An 18,178-nucleotide genomic window follows, 5' to 3' on the forward strand; every position below is an offset into this window, starting at 1 on the left:
CCTTCGACGTAGATGAAGGGGGACTTCAATCCCGGATTGGTAGGTGCTGAGCACAGGCTTCGCCTCTGGTTCCCCGCTTTTGTAAGAGGGGCTAGGGGGGATCAAGCGCCACAGATTGAATACCGAATATCCCAACCCCAAATCAAATCCATGAGCCTCAGAATCTACTTCATCCGTCATGGCGAAACCATCTACAGTCAAACCGGCGGCTACTGCGGCAGTATTGACCCAGAACTGACCGATGCGGGACACGAAATGGCCCATGCCTTTGCCGAAGCTTACAAATCCCTGCCCTGGAAAGCGATCTATTGCAGCCCGATGAAACGCACGATTGCCACAGCTAAACCATTGTGTGAAGCAACGGGTATAGAGATGAAATTGCGGGATGGCTTGAAGGAGATTGCCTACGGTGAATGGGAAGGCCAAACGCCAGAATATGTCAACGAACATTTCAACGCAGATTACGTCCGCTGGCTCACCGAACCGGCCTGGAACCCGCCTACCGGCGGTGAAACTGCCGTCCAGATTGCTAGCCGCGCCTCACTGGTGATTGCCGAAATCGAGCAAAATTATCCCGACGGCAATGTGCTGGTGGTGTCCCACAAAGCCACGATTCGCGTGTTGCTGTGCAGCCTGCTAGGCATTGACCTGGGCCGCTACCGGGACCGCATCGATATGCCTGCTGCGTCGGTGAGCGTGGTGCAATTTGATGTTCACGGTCCGATGCTGCAAGCGTTGGGTGGTAGTGCCGTGCTCAGTTTCAGTCAAGCGGCTACGCAAATTATCACGGTAAAAGACAATCTGACTCGCCTCAAGGTGACTGCCGAGGCATTAGGGATTCAGTCACTGACGGTCCAGTCCTATCTAGAAGCGGTTGGAGTTGTGGCGGCTCATCGAGCTGGTGTGCATCCTACCGCTTTGTCACCCAATTTGCCTGCAATTCAACCATTGGAGCAATCGAGGGAGCAATCGAGTTAAATTCTGGTCGAGTTGCGTGAATGGTCACCAAATTTGGGCAGGGTTGGATTGGTTTGATTCAGATCTCGGCAAATGCTAGCCTTAAACCAATCCAGCTTGACACGAAATTGCCTGGAATTTAGGCGAATTCGATTGCCTGTTCAAGCGTCTTAACTTTACTTCCTGCGCTGTGTCTGACCCCAGTTCTCCGAAACCGAATGTAGAACCCCTGAGCCGCGTTCAAGTCTTGATTGCAATGGGGGTGACAGCAGTGGTGCTGCTGCTGTTTGCGCGTCTGTGGCTATTTTTTGATACGTCTGCGGTGCTATTGCCCGTCCAATGGTCTGGCTTAGCTTTGCTGGTGGGCATTGGTACCGGACTGGGAATCACGGCAGCTAGCGCCTTGATGTATCGGATTTGGGAGGCTTACCGCAAAAGCGCCGACTATTATCTGGAGCTGGTCATTCGACCTTTAGCATTGCCGGATTTGATTTGGCTGGGGTTGCTGCCTGGTATGAGCGAAGAGCTGCTGTTTCGCGGTGTGATGCTGCCAGCTCTGGGCTTGACCTGGTTTGGGTTAATTCTCTCCAGCCTGTGTTTTGGCATTCTTCATTTTAGCGGCAGCCAACAGTGGCCCTATGTGGTGTGGGCAACGGTGATTGGAGTTGTGCTGGGGTTGAGTGCCCTGCTGTCGGGCAATTTGTTCGTGCCAATTGTGGCCCACATTACGACCAATCTGATTTCGAGCTGTGTGTGGAAGCTGCGGAATGAGTAGTTGAATGAGTAGTTGTCTCAGTGGGCGCAGCAGTAGGTCCAACAGTAGGTCCAACAGTAGGTGCAGTACAGTGACCTTGCCAAAGCTCATCGACCGTGACAAACTGATAGCCCTCGTCTAAAAGGCGCGGAATGATTTCAGCTGCAATCTGAGCTACATCTTCACCGCCGCAGTAGCCATCATGCAGGACGATAATCGAGCCAGCTTGAGTTTGGTGCAAAACCCGCTCCGTTGCCACGGCTACTCCTGGCCTGACCCAATCTTCCGGTACCACGCTCCACATGACTGGGCGGTATTGCCACTGCTCTAACCAATGCAGGATTTGCGGTGTAAAAAAGCCGTTGGGCGGACGGACATCGCGAATTCGCTGCTGCACTTCGGTCAGGTCGAGCTGGCAAGCATTGGCAATGGCGGTTTGGGTCTGGAGTAAACTTTGCTGAAGTTCTTGAGGCGATAGCAGCGTAAACGAACGATGGTGATAGCCATGTAGCCCAATCCAGTGACCGCGCTGCCAAATTGCTTCAAATTGCCGAGACCCTAGAAGAAGCGACGGCAAAACACTATTACTACCGCGATCTGCTGGACCACATCCCGGAAGCGTATCTGGTCACGACAACCGAAGGAAAAATTTTGGAAGCGAACCTGATGGCGACACGGCTGCTGCGGGTTCCCCAATCGCATTTAGTTGGCAAACTGCTGGTTAATTTTGTACCGGCCACCTACCGCTCCTCATTTCGAACGGCCCTGTCCCATTTATCAAAGGGTAAGCAGCCCCATGCTTGGTCGATTTGGCTGCAACCCCGAGATAGTGCGCCAGCCCATTTTGCGATTACCACGTCGGCTCGCTACAGTTCAGGCGGTGAGGAAATTTACTTGAACTGGATTTTGCGGGAAATGACTGAAACTTGGACCGCGATTACGCCTAATCCTCAAGAGATCCTGTCGTTTGATCCTACGGCTGTAGAGCCTGTAAATACAAACTTAGAGAAACTGTTACACCAGCGCCCTCAGCAGACCTACGTCCGAGGCGATTCGATCCCGCTCCATCCTCAGGTGCTTTGGCAAGTTGAGCGAGGTTTGGTCAAATTACATACCTTTACTGAAGAAGGAGAGGAAGTGCTGTTGGGTCTGCTAGGAGCATCGATGGTGTTCGGGTCTGGCTCAGTTTTCCTGCCCGCCTATCAGGCGACTGCCCTGACCGATGTGCAGTTAACCCAGTTTTCCCTGGCTGAAGTCAAAGCGTTTCCCGACTTGGCACAGCAACTCCTGCCTCAACTGAACTGTCGGATTCAGCAAATGGAAGCCCTACTAGCGGTAGCTGGACAACGCCGAGTCAAACATCGGCTCTATCTGCTGCTGCGTTTCTTGCGACAAGAAATTGGCGAGCCTGTACCGGGCGGCATGCGGCTGAACTTACGCTTGACCCACGGCGATCTCGCAAGTGCCTGCTGCACCACCCGTGTGACCATTACTCGCTTGATTGGTGAACTGCAACGACGGGGCAAAATCAAAATTGATTCCAAGTCCTACATTATTCTGGATGAAAATTTTTAAGAGAATTTCTAGAGCGTTCAAGTTATGACTTCGGCGAGGTTAGAGATGCAGGAAGGAGCACGGCAGGGATGTTCAAGCCTTTGCTGCCCTCAAACCCCTAATACTGGCGGCTTAGAAGAGTTACAAGCGGTCCCGCCAAAATTGTCCCGCCAAAATTGGGGGTAGGGGCATGCTTTTACATTGCCGCAGTAATAAAGGGTTCAGGGCTGGTCATTGTAGGAATCCTGGTTCTTGAACGTTTTTCTGAATAACCACTGCATCAGACCCGGTAGCAAATTGTTGAGCGCAACCGACAAATTGGCTGTCCCTACAATCACTTCAGCTCGTTGCTGGGCGACTGCTTGCCAAATCGCCTGGGCCACATCCTCTGGTTTTTCGACTCCAGGAACCTGGAGAATCTGCTCAACCTGTTGCCGGCGCTGCTGTTGATCGTCTGCATCCTGTCCTACGAAAATGGCTCGTTCCAGGAATTCGCTTTTAATCACGGCTGAAGAAACTCCCCTATTCTCACCCGACGGCCGTTGGATCGCCGCCCGTGTCAGCGAGCTGCCGATACGCTGGGCACGTAGCGACAGAATACATATCTATCCCGCAAGCGGCGGCCAGCCACGGTTGATGCCGCGTTCGCACGATGCGCAGCCGGTGTTTGTTGCGTGGAACCCTGACAGCCGCGGCATTCTTTTCAGTGAAGCACGGGGCACAGGAACCGCCCTGTACCGTGCTAACATCGAAGCGGCAACGATAGAGATGATGGACCATCAGGATGCAGTCATCTCCTCCCCGTTTGCGAGCAATGACGGCTGGTATGCCTTCGTCAAACAAACATCGGACTCGCCCCCCGAAGTTTTTGTTCGCCGTCAGGGTTTGATGGAATCTCGTCAAGTCTCGAACGCCAACGCCGAATACGCAAAGATTCCGACCGGACGCACTGAGGTCATCAAATGGAAAAGCAAGGACGGAAAGGAGATAGAAGGGCTGCTCCATTATCCGAATGACTACAAAGCAGGCACAAAAGTGCCGCTGATCCTGAATATCCACGGCGGCCCCGCCGGAGTTTTTCAACACTCGTATGTTGGCGGCCGCGGCTCATATCCGCTGGCGACATTTATGGCCAAGGGCTATGCGATACTGCGTCCTAATCCGCGGGGTTCGAGCGGTTACGGAACAGAATTTCGGCGGGCAAACATCCGAGACTGGGCAGGCGGAGATTACGAAGACCTGATGACCGGTGTCGATCACGTGATAGCGATGGGCGTGGCCGATCCCGACAGGCTGGGCGTAATGGGCTGGAGCTACGGCGGTTATATGACGTCGATGATCATAACAAAAACGAACCGTTTTAAGGCAGCGTCGGCTGGTGCTCCCGTTACGAACATGATGAGTTTTAACGGCACCGCCGACATCCCCTCGTTCCTGCCTGACTATTTCGAGGCCGAATTCTGGGACGATCCGGCCATCTATTCGAAACACTCGGCCATGTTCAATATAAAGAACGCCAGGACACCTACGCTGATACAGCACGGCGAGAACGACCTGCGTGTGCCAATCGCCCAAGGCTATGAGCTCTACAATGCATTGAAACGTCAGAATGTCCCGGTCAGGATGATCGTCCTGCCACGTCAGCCGCACGGTATCCAGGAACCGCAACTACAGATCGCCACAATGCAGAGCAATTTGGATTGGTTTGATAAGTATCTGAAATAAGTTAGTTCTTTTTTCCGAGTTCAACGGCACGCTTGTACGCAGAGTAAACCGCCTTAGACAACACTGTACGGAGCGTGCCCTTTTCCATCTGATAGATGGCCTCGGCCGAGGTGCCGCCGGGCGACGTGACCATGTTTCGCAGTTCGGCCGGATGTTTATGCGATTCCATCGCAAACTTCACCGAACCGAGGATCGTTTCCTGCACCAGTTCTTTCGCCACATCGCGTGAGAAACCGAGATGTACGCCTGCATCGGTGAGCGCTTCCATCACCATAAAGATGTAGGTTGGCCCCGTAGTAGTTATCAAGAATGCAACGATACTGACCGCAGCGCGCGGAACGCTTGAAGCAACAGATATAAGTATTCGCGACGGAAAGATCGTCCGAATTGGCAAGAATCTTCCCGTGAGTGCAGGAGCGAAGGTGATCGATGCGACGGGTAAATTCGTAACGCCTGGCATCATCGACGCACACTCGCACTCGATGCTGAGCGCGATAAATGAAGGAACGCTTGCCGTTACATCAATGACAAGCATCCGAGATATGCTTAACCCTAGCGATATTGCTATCGCACGTGCATTGGCCGGTGGCGTGACTTCAGCTCTTTTGCTTCATGGTTCGGCAAATCCTATCGGCGGTAAAAGTGCGACCGTAAAATTCAAATACGGCCGGCCGGTCGAGGATTTTCTTATCCCTGACGCCCCGCCAGGTATAAAGCTCGCCTTAGGTGAGAACGTGAAGCGATCGAGCCAGGTACAACCGCCGCAAGGCGGGACATTCCGATATCCGCGAACCCGAATGGGAACAATGGAGGTCATTCGGGATGCGTTTCGGCGAGCGCTTGACTACAAGAAGTCCTGGGATGATTATCGCGCGAAGAAAACGACCGTTCCACCGCGTATCGATGAAGAACTGCAGCCGCTGGTCGAGATATTAGAAGGAAAGCGGATCGTGCATTGCCACGGATATAGGTCAGATGAACACCTTAACATAATGCTTCTTGCCGAAGAGTTCGGATTTCGGATCGGGACTCTCCAACACGGTCTTGAAGCTTTCAAGATCGCACCCGAGGTAGCCAAACATGGGGCCGGCGTTTCGATATTTGTTGATAGCTGGAGTTACAAGCTCGAAGCCTACGACAACACGCCATACAATGCCTATATTTTATGGAAGAACGGTGTGAATGTTTCGATCAATTCCGATTCAAATGAGCGCATGCGTCGGCTGAATCTGGATGCTGCGAAGACGATGAAATACGGCGGTGTGCCGGAAGAGGAAGCTCTGAAGATGATCACGCTCAATCCGGCGAAACAGCTTGGCATTGATAAGCGCACCGGCTCCATCGAGCAAGGCAAAGATGCCGATATAGTTATATGGAACTTTCATCCCTTCAGCCCATATTCACGGGTAGAACTCACAATGATCGAAGGTGAAGTATTTTTTGACAGAGAGCAGGAGGGACCAAATCGCGAACGTCTCGCAAAGGAACGTGAAGAGCTCGAAAAGCTCGACGTTAACCGGCCTCCGGGTAGCGGCGGCACGCCGCCCGCACGTCCGTCGGAACGCCGTGAGGGCCATCTCGATAATCACGACCATGACGGAGACAATAAATGAGAGGCAGGGTTTGGTTTGATATGAAAAATAGGAATACTCATTTCGGAAAATTTATCAATTGCTGCTTGGTCTCCGTGTTTTTGTTTCTCGGTGGTCTCATCGTTGCCGTAAATGCGCAGAGCGATGCATCGCAGCAGAACAAGACTGGGCGTACTGGTACGTTCGCTATCGTTGGAGCCCGAGTTGTTACTGTTACCCCAATCCCGTTATCCGTCACCCGCACCCAGGCTTCACGCGGCTTGACCTCGATATCGATGGTGATCCGCCCCTTGTCCGGAGTGAAGCGCACGGCATTGATCAGCACGTTGACCAGCGCCATTCCCATTCGGCTGGTATCGATCCTGACCCGCGTCCCCAGCGCCGCCGGATTGTAGGTGATGGTATGGCTCTTCGCCTCGGCAAGTTCCCGGACCTCACGCAGCGCCTGCTGGATGAAATCATGCAGATCCACATCTTCCAGCACCAGCTCGGCGGTTTTCTGTTCGAGGTAGCGCAGATTGGTCAGATCTTCGATGATGCGCCGGAGCTGAAGCGCGCTGTTGACAACTTTCTGCGCCAGCCCGCGCACTTCTTCATCCTGCGCTTCCTGGAGGAAGGTCGCATAGCCGAGGATGACCCCCAGCGGCGTGCGCAGTTCATGGCTGGTGATGGCGATGAAGTCGCTCTTCATCTTATCAAGATGGCTCAGCTCGTCATTGGCTTTCTGAAGCGCAGCGACCAACTGTGCCCCCTCGATCGCCACCGCCGCCTGTGAAGCCAGCGTCGAGAGATAGGCTTTGTCCTCCTCTGTCCAGGGAAGCTGCCGTTTGTTGATCGCCTCCAGCACACCGATCACGCGGTTCTTGGAGCGCATCGGAATCGCCAGGATCGATCGCGTGACGAACTGCGTGGCTTTGTCGATCTTGCTGTAATGGCGCGGATCCTGCTCAACGTTCGAGACCTCGATGATGCGGTTCTCGCGCATGACCGTGCCGGCAATACTGCCTTCCAGTGGAACGAGTTTGCCGATCAGGCTCGTGCCCTCGCCGGTCGTCGTGGCGGCAAAGCGCAGTTCCTGCTGCTTGGCATCCCACAGCAGCACTGATGCGCCTTCCGCATCGACGATATCGGCAGCCGTATCCATGATCGTGCTGAGCAGTGGTTTGAGCTTGAGCGTCGAATTGAGTACAGCGCTGGTTTCGGAAAGCCGCGTCAGGATCTTAACGCGGCGTTCAAGCTGTTCGATCTGCTCTACAGCAGTATTCTGGGGCGGCATTCAGGCAGAAGTCCCGTCACAAATATCCCACGTTAATCTCAGTTACAGTGTAGCACTCACCCGGTGATTCTGCACACGGGCTTGAATGAAGAAGTCTGAAAAGGGTATGAACGTTTTTCTGATGATCTTTTTAGTCGTTGTAACCGTAGGCGCTGTCGATAGTGTCGAAAAGATTTGGGTAACGGCGTTTTTCGCAGATTTAACCCTGCCAAATCCCTTTTTCCACAAATGTATACCAAGAGTCTGTGATATATAGAACAGAAGTCCGAAAATCTGTCAACAGCAGGCTGTTCAAACTGCTCGACATTTTGGGATATACGATGTTCAAGGACGTGAACAGATCGCCATGTTCGAAGTTTTCGACAGGGTTGTGAACAGGCTTTTGAACAGCTTTTTCCCCGTTTTCTACAGCTTTTGAACAGGGTTATGAACAGCTTTTGAACATTGAAATAAAGATGGTGAATTGCATAGGGATCGGATTTGCCAGTCCGGTCGGCTCGTTTGAGGATTTCCTCTAGCGAATCAGCAATATCGCCTACTACTTCGGCTAGCGGAATATAGCTGCTGTCTACTTCGGCAGGAGTTTGATCGATATGGATAATTGGCGTTGTCCCATCCGGGTTCCAGCGCTTGGGCGAATACTCGATCAGGTCGTAACCAACGGCAATCACCAGATCGGTATGGTCAAAGCCACAGCTAATGTGATCCCGCTGTTGCAGTCCCACCGACCACAGCGCTAATCGATCGGTGTAGGGAATCACGCCCTTGCCCATGAAGGTATTTGCCACCGGAATATCCAAAGTGCGAGCAAATTTTGTTAATGCGTCACTCGCCTGGGCGCGAATGGCGCCATTGCCCACCAAAATGATCGGATTGGCCGCTTGAGAAATCGCCTCAGCCGCCCGACTAATGCTTTGAAACGAAGCGTAGACCTTTTCGCGTTGATCAATCCGCAGTGGGTTGCCCACCACCGACATCGCGGCGATGTTTTCTGGCAAATCAATATGCACGGCTCCCGGCTTTTCAATCTGGGCCAGCTTAAACGCTCGGCGCACAATTTCTGGCGTGTTGCTCGGCCGCACAATTTGAGTACTCCATTTGGTGACTGGCGCAAACATTGCGACCAGATCCAGGTATTGGTGCGATTCGATATGCATCCGGTCGGTCCCCACTTGTCCGGTAATTGCCACCAAGGGTGCCCGGTCGAGGTTAGCATCGGCTACGCCAGTCATCAAGTTTGTAGCGCCCGGTCCCAGGGTCGATAAGCAAACACCTGCCTTTCCGGTGAGCCGTCCATACACATCGGCCATAAAAGCAGCGCCCTGCTCGTGGCGAGTCGTAATGAACTTGATTGACGAGTGTTTTAAGGCTTGCAGCACATGCAAATTTTCCTCTCCAGGCAAGCCAAAGACATACTCGACGCCTTCGTTTTCCAAACAGCGCACAAGTAGTTCGGCTGTATTCATTTCAGTCATGTAACGCTCCTATCCAGACTTTGTTAAGTGTTCAGTTTTGAGGGTTGGTAGCGTGGCGCACAGCACGTAGTTTTAAGTTAGGGAAGCAAAGAGGGAAGTTTTGAATGATCGAGACAGAGGTTTGGTTGATGAAGGATTCAAAGCCAGATCACTCAAAACTCAGAGCTTAAAACTCAAAACTTTTATTTAATCCACACGGTTTTGATGTTGACGAATTCGCGAATTCCTTCGACTCCCAATTCGCGCCCATAGCCCGACCGTTTAATGCCGCCAAAGGGAAGCCGTGGATCGGATTTGACCATGCCGTTGATGAACACGGAGCCTGCTTCGATCTCGTTGATCAGGCGCTCGCGCTCAGTTTCAATTTGCGTCCAGGCGCTGGCACCGAGACCAAAGGGAGTGCTGTTGGCTAGCTGAATCGCGCTGTCTAGGTCGGGAACACGGAATAACAACGCCACCGGACCAAAGAATTCTTCTTGGCGAGCCGGACTATCGACAGGTTCTCGCGGAACCGACCCTGCTTGCCCTTGATCATGTCCGTCAGGCTCTTGAGCGGCCGGTTGCTCGACCCGAGCACCGGACGCCGGCAGCGGTTGTTGTCGAACAGCGCGTCCACCGCCTGCTGCAGCATCCGCTTCTCGTTGCGGATGATCACCTCCGGCGCGTTGAGGTCCATCAGCTTCTTGAGACGGTTGTTCCGGTTGATGATCCGCCGGTACAGGTCGTTGAGGTCGCTGGTCGCGAAGTTCCCGCTCTCCAGCAGCACCAGCGGCCGAAGATCCGGCGGGATCACCGGGATCACGTCCATCACCAGCCACGCCGGCTTGTTCTCGCTCTTGCGCACCTGCTCGATCAGCTTCAGACGCTTGGCCAGATCCTTGATCTTCTGCTTGCTCCGCGTCTCACGCAGCTCGTTCTTGAGCTGCTTGGACTCCTCGTTGAGGTCCAGCTTCTCGATCAGCTCCCGCACCGCGTCGGCGCCCATCGACGCCCGGAACGCGTTGCCGAACTTCTCCTGCGCCTCGCGGTGCTCGTCCTCCGTCAGCACCTGCTTAAACTTCAGCTCCGTGTCCCCCGGATCCGTCACCACGTAGTCCTGGTAGTAGATGATCTTCTCGAGATCCGACGTCTTCATCGCCAGCAGCGTGCCCAGCCGGCTGGGCATGCTCTTGAAGAACCAGATGTGCACGATCGGGCACGCCAGGTTGATGTGACCCATCCGCTTGCGACGCACCCGGGAGTGCGTCACCTTCACCCCGCAGCGGTCGCAGATGATCCCCTTGTACTTCGTCCCGCGGTACTTTCCGCACGCGCACTCGTAGTCCCGCTCGGGCCCGAAGATCCGCTCGCAGAACAGACCGTCCTTCTCGGGGCGGTACGTCCGGTAGTTGATCGTCTCGGGCTTCTTCACCTCGCCGTAGGACCACGCCCGGATGTCGTTGGGCGACGCCAGCGTCACCTTCACAGCCGTGAAATCGTTCACCCGGTCGTACACGGTCTCAGCCATGGACGCAACTCCTGTTGCGGTTCGAAACACCAAGTTCACAGGCCATCGACACTCGAGATCCGTCGCTCGTCGCGGGCATCAACGCCCGATGCTCCGGGCCCGCCACTCGCGTCTGCCGCCAATGGCCGATGCCCAGTCCCGACTGCCGCTACAAGAGACTCCCGCCCTCCAGCTTCTTCTTCTCCAGCGTCACGTTCATCCCCAGACCCTTCAGCTCGTTGCACAGCACGTCGAACGCCACGGGCATCCCGGCCTCGAGCTTGTTCTGGCCCTTGACCATGCTCTCGTAGATCTTCGTCCGCCCCTCGACGTCGTCGGACTTCACCGTCAGCAGCTCCTGCAGGATGTACGCCGCCCCGTACGCCTCCAGCGCCCACACCTCCATCTCGCCGAAGCGCTGGCCGCCGAACTGCGCCTTGCCGCCCAGCGGCTGCTGGGTGATCATCGAGTACGGGCCGGTGGACCGGGCGTGGATCTTGTCGTCGACGAGGTGGGCGAGCTTGCAAAGGGAAATCCCAAATTCAAGAATATCTGGAATACCATCAGGGGCCGGGAATTCAACATATCGCTTGCTCTACCGCTAATATCATCGCAACCGTCACCCATCTGCGGCAAGCCGGAGTCGAATTTTTGCATGTACCGTCTACCTACTATCAAGATCTGGCGGCGCGAGTCGGCCAGATTGACGAATCGATTGAACGGCTAGCAGACCTGGGAATTTTAGTTGATCGCGATCAGGAGGGGTATTTGCTGCAAATCTTTACGCAGCCGTTGGAAGATCGTCCGACCCTATTCTTTGAAATCATTCAACGCCACGGAGCTGAAAGCTTTGGTGAAGGCAATTTCAAATCATTGTTTGAGGCGATTGAACGGGAACAAGCGCTAAGAGGCAATCTTTGATTGAGTTTTGTAGCTTGCTTCTGCGCATCAGTGTTTTGAGTTTTGAGTTAGGGAGTAATTAGTTGAGTTTTAAGTTTTGAGTTGAGGCGATGACGTACTACTACCATCTGGGCACGGTCCCCCCTAAACGACATACCCAATTTCGTCAGCCGGATGGTTCGCTGTACCATGAAGAGCTGATGGGGTTACGTGGGTTTACGGGCATTCAGTCGCTGCTCTATCATCTGCATCCGCCCACTCAGGTTGAGAAAATTCGGCTAGAGCAGACGGTGATGCTAGAGTTTGAGGAGATGGGACCGTTACGGCATTGGCATCTGCGCACGGGTAAAGCCTTGAGTCAGGGAGATGCGATTGGCGCTCGGATTCCGTTAATGGCGAATGCGGATGTCTGCATTTCGGTGGCCCATCCGACGGAGCCGATGTCCTATTGGTATCGGTTTGCCCACGGGGATGAGGTGATATTTGTTCATCAGGGCAGCGGCTTTTTAGAGACTCAGTATGGCATCTTGCCCTATCGAGCCGGAGACTATCTGGTGATACCGACGGGAGTGATGTGGCGTATGGTGCCGGATATGAATGTAGCTCAGCGTTTGCTAATTATTGAAGCTCAAGGCCATGTCGAACCACCTGCCCGCTATCTTAACCGTTACGGGCAATTGCTGGAACATGCACCCTACAGCGAACGCGACCTGCGCCCGCCCGAACATCTCCTAACCCACGATGAATCCGGCGAGTTTGAGGTGCGGGTCAAAGCTCGCAACCGAATCACCACCTATATTTATCTGCACCATCCCTTAGATGTGGTTGGTTGGGATGGCTATCTGTATCCCTATGCCTTTAACATTGCTGACTTTGAACCAATCACCGGACGGATTCACCAACCGCCGCCAGTACATCAGACCTTTGAAGCACCTGGATTCGTGATTTGTTCGTTTGTGCCTCGTCTATTTGACTATCACCCCTTAGCGATTCCGGCTCCCTACAATCACTCCAACGTCGATTCCGATGAGGTGCTCTACTATGTCGAGGGAAATTTTATGTCGCGCAAAGGCATTGAGCCAGCGTCGATTACGGTTCACCCCAACGGCATTCCTCACGGTCCCCATCCGGGCATGTAACCCCGATGCTACTAGCATTTACCCACCTGTTGCCCAACTCGGTTTCTGGATGCTGGTCGCAATTGCTCCTAGCGTTCTGCTCTTCAAGCTGGCGTTTGTTGGTGCGGATCTGCTGATTTGCTGGCTGCTCAGTCGTCGTTTTGGCTATGCCGCTACACTGCTCTATGCCTGGAACCCCCTGGTGATCTACTCCTTTGCCGGAGCGGCCCATTACGATAGCTGGTTTCTGCTGCCCATCGTGGTGGCTTGGCTTATGTTCGACTCTGCCATACAGCCGCGAATTAGTCGGCCCAACTGGAGCATGGCTCCGCTGGTCAGCAAACTCACGAGCGCTGGCTGGATTGGCCTCAGCATTGCGATTAAATGGATGTCGCTACCGCTTTTGGGCTTTGTGATCTGGCAAATCCTGCGGCAACCTATGCTGAAATATCCACGCTTCGGATATGCACAGCTAAAATCAGTTGGATTGGTGCTGCTCTGCGGCAGTTTGCCCCTACTGCTGGCAGCTGTTCCATTCTGTCAGGGTGGAGCTTGTACGCTGGTGCCAACGGGTTCTGTGTTTGTGTCGCATGGGCGCAGTGCTGAGCTAATTCCCTACTGGGTTAGTCTAATTTGGCAACCGGCTCGCTGGGAAAATTGGCTTTATGCGATTCCCCTTGGTTTGGTGATTGGCTGGCTGCTGCTGCGGGCCAAGTATTTTTTGGTATTTGCAGAATGGTATTTCTTTTCGTTGTTAATTCTATCTCCAATTGTTCATGTCTGGTATTTCACTTGGCTAATACCGTTTGGGGTTGCTAGCCGTAACTGGGGTACTCGTTTAGTCAGCCTATCTGCATTTATTTACTTTGTCTTGCCGCATCGACAGGGATTGGGAAATCGGGATTGGCTATTGCTGCCGCTAGAACGCGGCATACTTTGGGCACCGTTGCTTCTAGGTTGGCTGTGGATGGTAATTCAGCCAATGCTCAGGTCAAGCTCAGGCACAATTCAGGAAGTTGAACCTCAATAGAGATATGCAGAGATACGCAGAATTCACCCTATCCAACAAACTACTAGCCATGACTTCAGCCAAAGCCCTGCTGATTTTTCTGCCCATCATTACTGCTCTGGTTGGGTGTTCTGCCAATTTACCGTCCTTGTTGCCTGCATCCCAACCGCAGTCCGCGCCAGCTAATCGGCAAACGAGTCGTTCTGTCACCGCTATACCCTTAAATTACGACGCCTATGACGCCATTCTGCAACGCTATGTGAATGAACAGGGATTTGTGGATTATCGTGGCCTCCAGGTTAATCCTGAACCACTGAAAGCCTTTAATCGCTCTCTTGGTGAAGTCGATCCAGATACTTTTGCTGCCTGGGGCGAGGCCGACCAGATTGCGTTCCTGATCAATGCCTACAATGCCTTTACGCTGGAATCGATTATTGACCAGCGGCCACTCAAAGCCAGTATTCGTGATATTCCAGGTGTCTGGCGGATTCGCAAGTTTCAAGTGGCAGGCCAATCTAAAACCAATAACAACTACCGATTTGTTGAAATGTGTGTGCAGCGGCTGCTAGGGCGACAGGTTTACAACAATCGGGAAACCTTGAGCTGGTCGATTGTGCTGGCTACGCAAGGGCTACGAGGATTTATTGATGCCTTACTCAACAGCGAAGAGTATCTGACTCAGTTTGGCGATGCGACCGTGCCCTATCAGCGGCGGCGGATTTTACCCAGCCAAACCCAGGGCGAACTGCCCTTTGCTCGCATGGCCCGCTACGACCGTTATCATCTCAATCAGATCCAGCAACTAACGCGCTGGCGACAGCCTGCCTATGGCATGCGGGACCGGAGTGCCCCTGTTTATCGCCGCGTTCTGGTCGCTGTTCCGACAATGGCCGTGGCGCTACTCGTGATCACGTTGGTATCTACAATTGCTCCTCAATAATTTAATCTACTCTGTTTCACTATGACGGTTTCTACAGATTCATCCCTGCGTTTAGATAAATCCTTTGCAGCCAATACAAATGCGACTTGGCTGGTTGGCAATGCTCGCCTCACCTATTTATCCGGGCAGCTTTTGGGTGCTCATGTAGCCCATGCTGGCTTGATCATGTTCTGGGCTGGGATTACGGCTGTCTCTGAGGTCCTGCGGTTTGATCCGTCTCTGTCAATGGGCGAACAAAATTTTATCGTTCTGCCCCATTTGGCAACTCTAGGCTGGGGAGTTGGTGCAGGAGGAACCATTGTCGATGTCTATCCCTACTTTGCGATTGGGATGCTGCATCTAGTCGCCTCGGCAGTGCTGGGTGCAGGCGGACTGTTTCATGTATTCAAGGGACCTGCCGTTTTGAAGGATGGCCCGCAACAAGCTGCCAAATTTCATTACGACTGGAATGACGCCAAGAAACTGGGGTTTATTCTGGGCAGCCATCTGGTCGTGCTGGGGCTGGGCGCATTTCTGCTTGTGCTGAAGGCAATGCGGTTTGGTGGTATTTATGATGCTGCAATCCAACAAGTCCGCCTCGTGACGGCACCGACTCTTGATCCAGCTACAATCTGGGGTTATCTAGTCGGCTATGCGAACGGAAGCTGGACGCCTTGGGGAATGGCCGCCGTGAATAATCTAGAAGATGTGATTGGAGGCCATCTTTGGATTGGCACCGTGCTGATTTTGGGCGGATTGTGGCATATGACAGTAGCTCCCTTTCCTTGGGCAAAGCGGTTGCTAAGAATCAATGCTGATGCGCTATTGTCTTACAGCTTGGGCGGTTTAGCATTCATGGCATTTGTCTCGGTTCCATTCATCGTTCATAATACACTCGTATTTCCCGTTGAGTTCTATGGCAGCGATCGGCTAGTAGCTGCTAATGTTCAGATCTTGCTGGGAATTCTGGCCTTGGGCGGTCATCTTTGGCATGCCTATCGAGCGAGGCTGAATTAAAGATTTGCCATTTGCGCTTTCCCCATTTGGCTGCTCTGCTGTAAAAAGTTGGGCAGCTTTTTTGTTAGCACAAGCAACACCCTACTCAGCGCTGGGCTGCTGATACAGTCAATCGATAAGGCGTTTCGCACTTTTGCCCAAACACCTTGACATAATAGGTGCCCGCTTCCAGGGCATGGTTGATTGCTTCGCTTTTTCTTCCCAATTGCCGCGAGGTTTGAAGCGTTTTGCCTGATTGATCCAGCAGCGCCAGATTGGCGTTATCCTTCAAGCCTTGCAGTCGCAGATCAACTTTGTCGTTAGCTGTCAGATCAAAGCGATACCAATCTGCTCGATCTGTAGCACTCAAATCGTTTTTAATGGTTTGAGGATTAGCAGCTAAACCAATCGGTTGAGCTGTTCTAGGATGACTACCCGGATCTTTAGACAGGCTGAGTTGATAGCTAGCATCCATGCGCTGACCTGTTACCTGCACGTAGTAAGTGCCTGCATCCAGGATAGTCTTGATCACTTTCGGTTTGCCCCGACAGTCGCAAGAGGATTCATCAGCAACCTGACCAGAGCTGTCGAGCAAAACTACATCTGTATTGTTTTTGAAGCTTTTTAGCTTTAGGTTGAAACTGCGACCCGCAGTCAAATCAAACCGATACAGATCAGCCGCATTGCCTTCGCCGACTGCTCCCTGCCACACTTTGGCATGGTTCGTCAACTGAATCCGCTTCGCTTTACTTCGTTGCTGCTTGAAGGGCAGCGTCTGTGTGCGAGATTGGTCATGGTCATGGTTAATCAGGTGGTCTGCATCTGTCTCAGCATCGGGGGCTAAAACGCCAGAACCAGATGTGAAGTCCGTTGATTGAACAACTGACTGATTGAGATTCAAAGGTGCAGATACTAATTCAGCACCTGAAAGACGATTGTGGGAATCGTCTAAATCTCTATTCAGCAATGAGATTTCAGTTGAAGAGAGACCTGCACTCTGATTTTTAGTCTGCACAGCATCAGTAGACGAACTCAAACCTGACAGATTACTACTGACAGAATTGAAACTGTTTTCGTCAAAGCTTGCTAGTGGTAGGGCGTAGCTTGACATAACATCTCCTGAATTTTAATCCTGTAATGTGTATGTATAGATTCAAGTAAAATTAGAGTAGAACGAGTTTTCTGATATCACACAAATTATTGGTGGATAAATCCTTAAAGGCAAGTTGCAGATGCTATTTAGAGAATCTATCTGATGTTGTTTGATGATTCAGCTTTTTACCTCGTCTTTCTCTGGTTGGCAGAGCAATCATAGGTCAGCGAAAAGTCTGCCAAACCAGACTAGACAATCGCTTCAATGTGCTTTAGTCTACTCGATTCACTAGCCCATCGTTCACGCGCAGGCGGGTTCAGTAGCAACATGACAATAGCAATTTACAAACCCTATTTGATCGCACCAGTCCTGTCGCAGCATTGCCCATAATTTTGCATCTTCAAGGACTCCCCATTTTCGAACTCGTTGGCGCAGTAACCCTTCCTGGATAAACCCATTTTTCTGTAATACCCTACCCGAAGCGGGATTCCTGACCATATGATAAGCGTAGAGCCGATTCAAATTTAACGCTGTGAATCGAGCGTGAATTCATCGTTCTCAGCCGCTTTCCAGCTTCTTAGTTTTGTCAGTCAAGCAGGACTGCAAGCATGAACGGATATGAAATGCGCCCGGCAGAGAAATTGTTTCCGTCCCCTTTCGGGGAAGTAAGAGACTGCAAGACCTTGAAAAAGCATAATTACGAATTGGATCGCAACCGTTTCCGTCCCCTTTCGGGGAAGTAAGAGACTGCAAGTTCGAAGATTAGCAACTAGGCGGGAAGCCCGCACTCGTTTCCGTCCCCTTTCGGGGAAGTAAGAGACTGCAAGTGCCCATGCAATCTCGAATTCGACTGCTGGGCGCAACGTTTCCGTCCCCTTTCGGGGAAGTAAGAGACTGCAAGGCCAGCAGGCGCATCTGGTGAAACGCGATTTGACAAGGTTTCCGTCCCCTTTCGGGGAAGTAAGAGACTGCAAGGGTGAGTGATGTGAACTGGAAACGAATTGCACAGTTGTTTCCGTCCCCTTTCGGGGAAGTAAGAGACTGCAAGATTCCGGCGGACGTGTCAGAAGTCGATCTATCAATTTGTTTCCGTCCCCTTTCGGGGAAGTAAGAGACTGCAAGGGAGTCGGCAACGTGGTACCAATATTGGTCCCTGCAAGTTTCCGTCCCCTTTCGGGGAAGTAAGAGACTGCAAGCTCTCAAATCATAGGGTCCTTTGTGGGGAGCGGTAGGTTTCCGTCCCCTTTCGGGGAAGTAAGAGACTGCAAGTAAGATCCACCATCAGCAAATGCATTAATGTAGAAATGTTTCCGTCCCCTTTCGG

General features: G+C 52.6%; 17 protein-coding genes, 2 pseudogenes and 1 CRISPR repeat array (1 of these 20 cut by a window edge). Of the genes and pseudogenes, 10 read left to right on the forward strand and 9 right to left on the reverse strand.

The features are described from left to right. Window positions 1-150: 150 nt before the first annotated feature. Complete coding sequence (locus tag JVX88_RS29015; RefSeq protein ID WP_211621980.1) at window positions 151-978, forward strand: histidine phosphatase family protein; 828 nt, start codon at window positions 151-153, stop codon at window positions 976-978. Between the two features lie 169 nt (window positions 979-1,147). Then, on the forward strand, window positions 1,148-1,732 hold the full coding sequence (locus JVX88_RS29020) for a CPBP family intramembrane glutamic endopeptidase (RefSeq protein ID WP_225931210.1): 585 nt from the start codon (window positions 1,148-1,150) through the stop codon (window positions 1,730-1,732). On the opposite strand, the gene JVX88_RS29025 is transcribed toward JVX88_RS29020, so the two are convergent. Beyond that, window positions 1,683-2,288, reverse strand: coding sequence for a polysaccharide deacetylase family protein (locus JVX88_RS29025; protein WP_211621981.1), 606 nt, complete (start codon window positions 2,286-2,288; stop codon window positions 1,683-1,685). The genes JVX88_RS29020 and JVX88_RS29025 overlap by 50 nt on opposite strands. On the opposite strand from JVX88_RS29025, the gene JVX88_RS29030 reads away from it, so the two are divergent. Beyond that, on the forward strand, window positions 2,249-3,286 hold the full coding sequence (locus JVX88_RS29030; protein ID WP_211621982.1) for a PAS domain-containing protein: 1,038 nt from the start codon (window positions 2,249-2,251) through the stop codon (window positions 3,284-3,286). The genes JVX88_RS29025 and JVX88_RS29030 overlap by 40 nt on opposite strands. Before the next feature lie 200 nt (window positions 3,287-3,486). Here the strand turns inward: JVX88_RS29030 and JVX88_RS29035 are convergent, their stop codons facing one another. Next, on the reverse strand, window positions 3,487-3,771 hold the full coding sequence (locus JVX88_RS29035) for a hypothetical protein (protein WP_211621983.1): 285 nt from the start codon (window positions 3,769-3,771) through the stop codon (window positions 3,487-3,489). Between JVX88_RS29035 and JVX88_RS29040 the strand changes: the two genes are divergently transcribed. Beyond that, window positions 3,740-4,990 carry a S9 family peptidase gene (locus JVX88_RS29040; protein WP_211621984.1) on the forward strand — a complete coding sequence of 417 codons (1,251 nt, stop codon included), beginning with the start codon at window positions 3,740-3,742 and terminating at the stop codon, window positions 4,988-4,990. The two genes, JVX88_RS29035 and JVX88_RS29040, sit on opposite strands and share 32 nt — an antisense overlap. Window position 4,991: 1 nt before the next feature. Here JVX88_RS29040 and JVX88_RS41225 read toward each other — a convergent pair whose 3' ends face one another. After that, the gene (locus JVX88_RS41225) at window positions 4,992-5,525 is read right to left on the reverse strand and encodes a pyrroline-5-carboxylate reductase family protein (protein ID WP_211621985.1); all 534 of its coding nucleotides are present in this window, start codon (window positions 5,523-5,525) and stop codon (window positions 4,992-4,994) included. On the opposite strand from JVX88_RS41225, the gene JVX88_RS29050 reads away from it, so the two are divergent. Beyond that, complete coding sequence (locus tag JVX88_RS29050) at window positions 5,515-6,603, forward strand: amidohydrolase family protein (RefSeq protein ID WP_211621986.1); 1,089 nt, start codon at window positions 5,515-5,517, stop codon at window positions 6,601-6,603. The genes JVX88_RS41225 and JVX88_RS29050 overlap by 11 nt on opposite strands. 37 nt (window positions 6,604-6,640) lie before the next feature. Here JVX88_RS29050 and JVX88_RS29055 read toward each other — a convergent pair whose 3' ends face one another. The 5 genes and pseudogenes from JVX88_RS29055 to JVX88_RS29075 form a co-directional block, all read right to left on the reverse strand. After that, a complete protein-coding gene (locus tag JVX88_RS29055; protein ID WP_211621987.1) occupies window positions 6,641-7,858 on the reverse strand; it encodes a GAF domain-containing sensor histidine kinase in 1,218 nt (405 codons plus the stop codon). 56 nt (window positions 7,859-7,914) lie between these two features. Beyond that, window positions 7,915-9,324 (reverse strand): acetolactate synthase large subunit, encoded by a 1,410-nt coding sequence (locus tag JVX88_RS29060; RefSeq protein ID WP_225931211.1) that lies wholly within the window; start codon window positions 9,322-9,324, stop codon window positions 7,915-7,917. Between the two features lie 191 nt (window positions 9,325-9,515). Further along, window positions 9,516-9,791 (reverse strand): aldehyde dehydrogenase family protein, encoded by a 276-nt coding sequence (locus JVX88_RS29065; protein ID WP_317134479.1) that lies wholly within the window; start codon window positions 9,789-9,791, stop codon window positions 9,516-9,518. A 38-nt stretch (window positions 9,792-9,829) separates the two neighbouring features. Then, a pseudogene (locus JVX88_RS29070) lies at window positions 9,830-10,840 on the reverse strand (DNA-directed RNA polymerase subunit beta'); the annotation flags it as partial. Window positions 10,841-10,988: 148 nt separating this feature from the next. After that, window positions 10,989-11,348 (reverse strand): annotated as a pseudogene (locus JVX88_RS29075) (hypothetical protein); the annotation flags it as partial. Between the two features lie 47 nt (window positions 11,349-11,395). Here JVX88_RS29075 and JVX88_RS29080 point away from each other — a divergent pair. The 5 genes from JVX88_RS29080 (at window position 11,396) to JVX88_RS29100 (ending at window position 15,782) form a co-directional block, all read left to right on the forward strand. Next, on the forward strand, window positions 11,396-11,740 hold the full coding sequence (locus tag JVX88_RS29080; protein WP_410503806.1) for a VOC family protein: 345 nt from the start codon (window positions 11,396-11,398) through the stop codon (window positions 11,738-11,740). A gap of 89 nt (window positions 11,741-11,829) precedes the next feature. Next, window positions 11,830-12,858 (forward strand): homogentisate 1,2-dioxygenase, encoded by a 1,029-nt coding sequence (locus tag JVX88_RS29085; RefSeq protein ID WP_211621988.1) that lies wholly within the window; start codon window positions 11,830-11,832, stop codon window positions 12,856-12,858. Continuing rightward, a complete protein-coding gene (locus tag JVX88_RS29090) occupies window positions 12,761-13,867 on the forward strand; it encodes a hypothetical protein (protein WP_211621989.1) in 1,107 nt (368 codons plus the stop codon). The genes JVX88_RS29085 and JVX88_RS29090 overlap by 98 nt, the downstream gene beginning before the upstream one ends. Window positions 13,868-13,916: 49 nt before the next feature. Continuing rightward, entirely contained in the window at window positions 13,917-14,786 is an 870-nt protein-coding gene (locus JVX88_RS29095; protein ID WP_211621990.1) for a phycobilisome rod-core linker polypeptide, read from the forward strand. A gap of 21 nt (window positions 14,787-14,807) precedes the next feature. Further along, window positions 14,808-15,782, forward strand: a complete 975-nt coding sequence (locus tag JVX88_RS29100) for a chlorophyll a/b binding light-harvesting protein (RefSeq protein WP_211621991.1) — start codon at window positions 14,808-14,810, stop codon at window positions 15,780-15,782. A gap of 85 nt (window positions 15,783-15,867) precedes the next feature. Here the strand turns inward: JVX88_RS29100 and JVX88_RS29105 are convergent, their stop codons facing one another. Continuing rightward, a complete protein-coding gene (locus JVX88_RS29105) occupies window positions 15,868-16,728 on the reverse strand; it encodes a PPC domain-containing protein (protein WP_211621992.1) in 861 nt (286 codons plus the stop codon). Between the two features lie 769 nt (window positions 16,729-17,497). After that, window positions 17,498-18,178: a CRISPR direct-repeat array (repeat unit 37 nt; unit sequence GTTTCCGTCCCCTTTCGGGGAAGTAAGAGACTGCAAG) (it continues 677 nt past the right edge of the window).

The sequence above is a fragment of the Leptolyngbya sp. 7M genome (assembly GCF_018128485.1).

Excerpts from the sequence above, each read along its gene's own strand:
- JVX88_RS29015 (WP_211621980.1), top strand. The coding sequence starts at position 151 with ATGAGCCTCAGAATCTACTTCATCCGTCATGGCGAAACCATCTACAGT.
- JVX88_RS29040 (WP_211621984.1), top strand. The coding sequence starts at position 3,740 with ATGGCTCGTTCCAGGAATTCGCTTTTAATCACGGCTGAAGAAACTCCC.
- JVX88_RS29050 (WP_211621986.1), top strand. The coding sequence starts at position 5,515 with ATGACAAGCATCCGAGATATGCTTAACCCTAGCGATATTGCTATCGCA.
- JVX88_RS41225 (WP_211621985.1), bottom strand. The coding sequence starts at position 5,525 with ATGCTTGTCATTGATGTAACGGCAAGCGTTCCTTCATTTATCGCGCTC.
- JVX88_RS29055 (WP_211621987.1), bottom strand. The coding sequence starts at position 7,858 with ATGCCGCCCCAGAATACTGCTGTAGAGCAGATCGAACAGCTTGAACGC.
- JVX88_RS29060 (WP_225931211.1), bottom strand. The coding sequence starts at position 9,324 with ATGAATACAGCCGAACTACTTGTGCGCTGTTTGGAAAACGAAGGCGTC.
- JVX88_RS29085 (WP_211621988.1), top strand. The coding sequence starts at position 11,830 with ATGACGTACTACTACCATCTGGGCACGGTCCCCCCTAAACGACATACC.
- JVX88_RS29090 (WP_211621989.1), top strand. The coding sequence starts at position 12,761 with ATGTCGAGGGAAATTTTATGTCGCGCAAAGGCATTGAGCCAGCGTCGA.
- JVX88_RS29095 (WP_211621990.1), top strand. The coding sequence starts at position 13,917 with ATGACTTCAGCCAAAGCCCTGCTGATTTTTCTGCCCATCATTACTGCT.
- JVX88_RS29100 (WP_211621991.1), top strand. The coding sequence starts at position 14,808 with ATGACGGTTTCTACAGATTCATCCCTGCGTTTAGATAAATCCTTTGCA.